This is a genomic window from Coprococcus intestinihominis, assembly GCF_040096555.1.
In the GTDB taxonomy this organism is placed as follows: domain Bacteria; phylum Bacillota; class Clostridia; order Lachnospirales; family Lachnospiraceae; genus Coprococcus_A; species Coprococcus_A intestinihominis.
This window is the reverse complement of sequence record NZ_JBBMEK010000290.1, coordinates 1-3959: the sequence shown is the minus strand read 5'-3', so window position 1 is coordinate 3959 and position 3959 is coordinate 1. Positions and strand designations below refer to the sequence as shown.

General features: G+C 43.5%; 4 protein-coding genes. 3 read left to right on the top strand and 1 reads right to left on the bottom strand.

The genetic code is table 11. The annotated features are described in order from the left end of the window. Positions 1-312, bottom strand: a 312-nt coding sequence (locus tag WMO25_RS15835; protein ID WP_215690137.1) for a hypothetical protein, incomplete at its 3' end; no start/stop codon positions are given. A 225-nt stretch (positions 313-537) separates the two neighbouring features. On the opposite strand from WMO25_RS15835, the gene asd reads away from it, so the two are divergent. The 3 genes from asd to mraW all read left to right on the top strand — a co-directional run. Beyond that, on the top strand, positions 538-1623 hold the full coding sequence (gene asd, locus WMO25_RS15830) for an aspartate-semialdehyde dehydrogenase (RefSeq protein ID WP_349086130.1): 1086 nt from the start codon (positions 538-540) through the stop codon (positions 1621-1623). A 227-nt stretch (positions 1624-1850) separates the two neighbouring features. After that, positions 1851-3611 carry a L,D-transpeptidase gene (locus WMO25_RS15825; protein ID WP_349086128.1) on the top strand — a complete coding sequence of 587 codons (1761 nt, stop codon included), beginning with the start codon at positions 1851-1853 and terminating at the stop codon, positions 3609-3611. Positions 3612-3684: 73 nt separating this feature from the next. After that, positions 3685-3959: 16S rRNA (cytosine(1402)-N(4))-methyltransferase (gene mraW, locus WMO25_RS15820; RefSeq protein ID WP_349086126.1), on the top strand; the 275-nt coding region annotated here is incomplete at its 3' end.

The following is a 3959-nucleotide window of genomic DNA, read 5'->3' as shown; positions in this document are numbered from 1 at the left end:
TTCTTCTTCTGCGGCTTCAGCTCCGGAATGATCGTCTTCCTCTGGCTCGTCTTCAGGTGCATCTTCGGCTGGTTCTGATTCAGCATCTTCTTCCTTCTCGGATGTCGGATGCAGATTGACATATTCACGGGAATCCTTAGAGGATGCGTCTTCTTCGTCATCATCAAAATCATCGAAATCATCATCAAAATCATCATCAAAGTCGTCAGACAGATCTTCCTGATACAGTTTATTCTTGATAAAGTAAACAACTGCGCCGATACCTGCACCAATTGCTGCAGCGGCTGCAATAGCCTTTATTGTCTTCTTCATGAAATAGTCACCCTTTCTAAAAAACAAGTAGACAATCGTCTGATTAGAATATATGATTTATAATACCACAAATACATCAAAATAAAAATAAAATTTTTATATTTTTTCTAAAAACAATACTTGCATTTTGTGAGAAGTTGATGTAGTATACACTAGTGAAAGACAAATGTGTTTCCAATGCGGACATTTTTGAGAGAGAATGAATACGAATAGGAGTCAATTGTTATGAGTGAGAAGTTAAGAGTTGGAATTTTAGGTGCAACAGGTATGGTCGGACAGCGTTTTATCAGTTTGCTGGAGAATCATCCATGGTTTGAAGTAACAGCTGTGGCTGCAAGTCCGCGTTCCGCAGGTAAGACCTATGAAGATGCCGTTGGTGACAGATGGAAGATGGATACACCAATGCCGGAGACTGTGAAGAAGCTTGTTGTGCGAAACGTACTGGAAGTTGAAGAAATGTGCAAGGATGTAGATTTCGTATTCAGTGCAGTTGATATGTCCAAGGATGAGATCAAGAAGATTGAGGAAGCCTATGCGAAATGTGAGACACCTGTTGTTTCCAACAACAGTGCCCATAGATGGACACCGGATGTACCGATGGTCGTTCCGGAGATCAATCCGGAGCATTTTGAAGTTATCAAGGATCAGAAGAAACGTCTGGGAACAACAAGAGGTTTTATTGCCGTTAAACCGAACTGTTCCATTCAGAGTTATGCCCCTGTTCTGACAGCATGGAAGGAATTTGAGCCGACAGAAGTTGTTGTTACAACCTATCAGGCTATTTCCGGTGCCGGCAAGACTTTCAAAGACTGGCCGGAGATGGTTGGCAACATTATCCCTTACATTGGCGGTGAAGAAGAGAAGTCTGAGATGGAGCCTTTAAGACTCTGGGGACATATTGAGAATGGTGAGATTGTGAAGGCAGAGAGCCCGATTATTACATCTCAATGTATCCGTGTTCCTGTATTGAATGGTCATACAGCGGCTGTCTTTGTTAAATTTGCAAAGAAACCGACAAAGGAACAGTTGATTGAAAAACTGGTGTATTTCTCGGGTGAGCCTCAGAAACTGGAGCTGCCAAGCGCGCCGAAGCAGTTTATTCAGTATCTTGAAGAAGACAATCGTCCTCAGGTAAGTCTGGATGTTGACTATGAGCATGGTATGGGTATTTCTGTTGGTCGTCTTCGTGAAGATAAGGTGTATGATTACAAGTTTGTTGGTTTATCCCACAATACAGTCCGCGGTGCAGCAGGCGGTGCTGTTCTTTGTGCGGAATTCCTGACAGCAAAGGGTTATATTACCAGAAAATAACAGATGGGCTGTCATGCCGAAATATAAGATATTTTGACAATTGAAATCGGAACAACAAGAATAAAGCAGTATTTTGTCGAGGGATCGTTGCAGGCACAACGGTCCCTTTTTCAAATCCGTGAAAAGTCATATTATTTTAAGAAAAAAGAATCCGTTTTTTCCTGAATCTGTGATATAATAGGCGAATAGTAAGAAATTAAAATAGAATGATTCTACAGGGGGAATAGATGATGAAGAATAAGAAGTTCAGGATATTTGGCATAACTGTGGTGGTAGTGGCTGCTTTGGCAGCTGGTTTCGGCGGCTGGTATTTTATGGCCGGAAGTAATAATTATAAGAATGTTTTTTATCCGGGAACAACATTGAATGATATGAATATTGAAGGAATGTCTGTCAGCGAGTTGGAAGAACAGCTGAAGGAATCTGCGAAGGATTATGAGCTTGTCGTAGATTTTAAGAATGAACAGCTGACCATCAAAGGCAGTGACATTCAGATGGCTTACAATGAAGCGTTAGATCTGCAGGCATTGAAGGATCGGCAGAATGAGCATAAGCTGAAAGAAACCGATCAGAAGGATCTGGCACTGACAGTGAATAATCTTTTTACATATAATGAAGAGCGCGTCAAACAGGAATTGGCACAGTGCAGTGCAATGGATACAACGAAGATGATCGCACCGGAGAATGCACAGCTGGTTTATGATGCAGGGAAGAATGCTTTTTCATTGCGTAACGGTGAGCAGGGAACAACGCTGGATGAAGGTGAAGTGACAGCAGCGGTTGAAGATGCGATTGAAGAGAATGTATCGAAACTGGATGTTGAGGCCAAGGGCCTGTATCAGAAGCCTGTTTTGAGTGAGGATTCTGAGAATGCCAATAAGATTTTGCAGCAGGCTAATGCCTATCTTCAGGTAGAACTGAAGTATCCATTTAAGAAGAACGGTGAAAAGAAGGAAGAAGTGATCAATCACGAACAGATCAGCCAGTGGGTGTATATTGATGAAGACGGTACGCTTCAGATTGATCATGATAAAGTACAGGAATGGGTGAATGGCATTTCTGAGAAATACAGTTCCAAGAAGATGAATATGGATTTCACAACCACATCGGGAAGTGTGATTTCACTGAATGTACCGGTGAGCGGAGAGACTCTTGATACAAGTGCTTTATTTGAAGATGTTTTACAGTGTCTGACAGATGAAGTTTCAGGCGAGCGTGAAGTGCCTTATACGGAAAGTGCTTCCGGTATCAAGAAGAATTTCGGAGGCAATTATGTGGAAGTGGATCTGACGAATCAGAAGTTGTATTTATATAAGAATAGTGAACTGCTCATGTCCTCGAATATTGTATCAGGAAGTGTCAGCCAGACCCATATGACACCGACCGGTGTTTATCAGGTATACAGCATGGAGAAGAATACAGTTCTTCGAGGTGCCGATTATGCTTCACCGGTATCATTCTGGATGCCGTTTAACGGCGGTGTTGGTTTCCATGATGCTACGTGGAGAAGCAGTTTCGGCGGAACAATTTATCAGTACAATGGTTCCCACGGATGTATCAATATGCCTTATGAGAAGGCAAAAACACTCTATAATAATATCAGCACAGGTTATTATGTTGTCGTGTACGGCGGTGTCACTTATGTGCCTGGACAGACATCCGGAAGCAGTTCATCTAGCAGCAAGAATACAGAGGCAGAGATAAAGCAAGAGACTGAGAAAAAGAAGGAAACAGAGAAAAAGCAGGAAACTGAGACGAAGGCAACAGAAACAAAAGCACCTGAGACAAGTGCGCCAGAGACAAGTGCGCCAGAGACAAGTGCGCCAGAGACGAACCCACCTGAGACAAGTGCGCCAGAGACAAGTGCACCTGAGACAAGTGCACCGGCAACGAACCCGCCAGAGACAAGTGCGCCGGCAACCAGCGCACCGGAGGAGGCAGCACCTGCAGTTGAAGCCGGTGAGGCATCCGGGGCAATGGAACAGTAGAGAATGTGATAACGGGATGAAACACGCGAAGCGTGTTTTATCCCGTTTGAACGAAGGATGGAAGGAAGATTAAATGGAAAGTAATACAGAGAATCAACCGGTACACAAGAGAAGGGTACGGTACAAAGGAACACATCCGAGACATTACAACGAGAAATACAAGGAGCTGAATCCTGAGAAATACGGTGAAACAGTTGAGAAAGTGATTCGGAAGGGCGGCACACCGGCAGGAATGCATATATCGATCATGGTGCAGGAAATCCTTGATTTTCTGCAGATTCAGCCGGGGCAAAGAGGACTGGATGCTACGTTGGGATATGGCGGGCATACATCCGCTATGTTGAGGTG

Coding starts and splice junctions, on each gene's coding strand:
- asd (WP_349086130.1), top strand. CDS start 538: ATGAGTGAGAAGTTAAGAGTTGGAATTTTAGGTGCAACAGGTATGGTC.
- WMO25_RS15825 (WP_349086128.1), top strand. CDS start 1,851: ATGATGAAGAATAAGAAGTTCAGGATATTTGGCATAACTGTGGTGGTA.